The sequence below is a fragment of the Bartonella sp. AP3QHHD genome (assembly GCF_042195765.1).
GTDB lineage: Bacteria > Pseudomonadota > Alphaproteobacteria > Rhizobiales > Rhizobiaceae > Bartonella.
This window is the reverse complement of the sequence record NZ_JBHIPC010000070.1, coordinates 1-1069: the sequence shown is the minus strand read 5'-3', so window position 1 is coordinate 1069 and position 1069 is coordinate 1. Positions and strand designations below refer to the sequence as shown.

At 41.3% G+C, this 1069-nt stretch carries 1 protein-coding gene and 1 pseudogene; both read left to right on the top strand.

Features of this window, described 5'->3' with window-relative positions:
- A pseudogene (locus tag ACFIL7_RS04230) lies at nt 1-606 on the top strand (hypothetical protein); the annotation flags it as partial.
- Nucleotides 563-1069: DnaB-like helicase N-terminal domain-containing protein (locus ACFIL7_RS04225; protein WP_375683389.1), on the top strand; the 507-nt coding region annotated here is incomplete at its 3' end. The pseudogene ACFIL7_RS04230 and the gene ACFIL7_RS04225, both read left to right, overlap by 44 nt.

Genomic DNA, 1069 nt, shown 5'->3' with positions numbered 1-1069 from the left:
GGGGTGTTTTGTTGTCGAATCGGTTGTAAGTTGTGGGGGCAGCGATGGAGAGATTTTGCGGCTTTGCGGTAAAAGCGCCTCCATGCGCAAAGAGCTCAAAGAACAGGTGAGTGAGCATTTTGATCACAAAACTGTTGGGGAGATTGTTGAGACACTTGCCAAACGCCATGGCTATCAAGCAAAGGTTAGTCCCCAATTTACCAAACAAACTTTGCCTTATGTGATTCGAACAGATCAATCGGCGGTTGATTTTTTAACCCGTCTTGCCGATCGCATGCGGGCGCGTTTTTTAATCAAAGACCATAAGTTTTTATTTTTAAGCGGGGATAATTTACCAGCATTAGCAATCCATAAGCACGACTGTTCCAACTGGGAATTTACGTTAGAGCCACGTACGCAATATGGCACCATTGAAGCTTCTTATTTTGATCGCTCAAAAGGGCAGCAATGCCAAGTCAAACATCAGACAGGGTTTAGCGGTCCCGTGCGGCGTTTACNGAAAAACAAAGCGGATACACAACAGAAATCATACTCGAGGCACCAAACAAGGGAAAAGAAAGCAATGAGAACACTGAACATGCTAAAAACAGAAAATCCAAGAGATAATTTTGCTTCTTCTTTTCGTCAACTTCCCCATAATATTGAAGCAGAGCAGGCATTACTTGGAGCAATCCTGATTAATAATAATGCACTCGATCGCGTTTCAGACTTTCTCAAAGCAGAACATTTTTTTGAAAGGCTACATCAAAAGATCTTTGAGATTGTCTTACAAATTATTCAAAAGGGTCATCTTGCAAACCCCATTACAATCAAGCCCTATATCCAAATGGAAGAAAAAGTTGGAGATATTACTGTATACCAGTATGTTGTTCGCTTAGCCACAGAGGCAGTCACTATTATTAACACTGAAGATTATGGACGCGTCATTTACGATCTTTTTATCCGCCGGTCTTTGATTAATCTTGGCAATGAAGTTGCCAATACAGCCTTTGATGCGCCTTTAGAACTTACACCTTCCCAACAAATTGAAACGATTGAAAATCAGTTGTTTGAATTGGCAGAAAAAGGC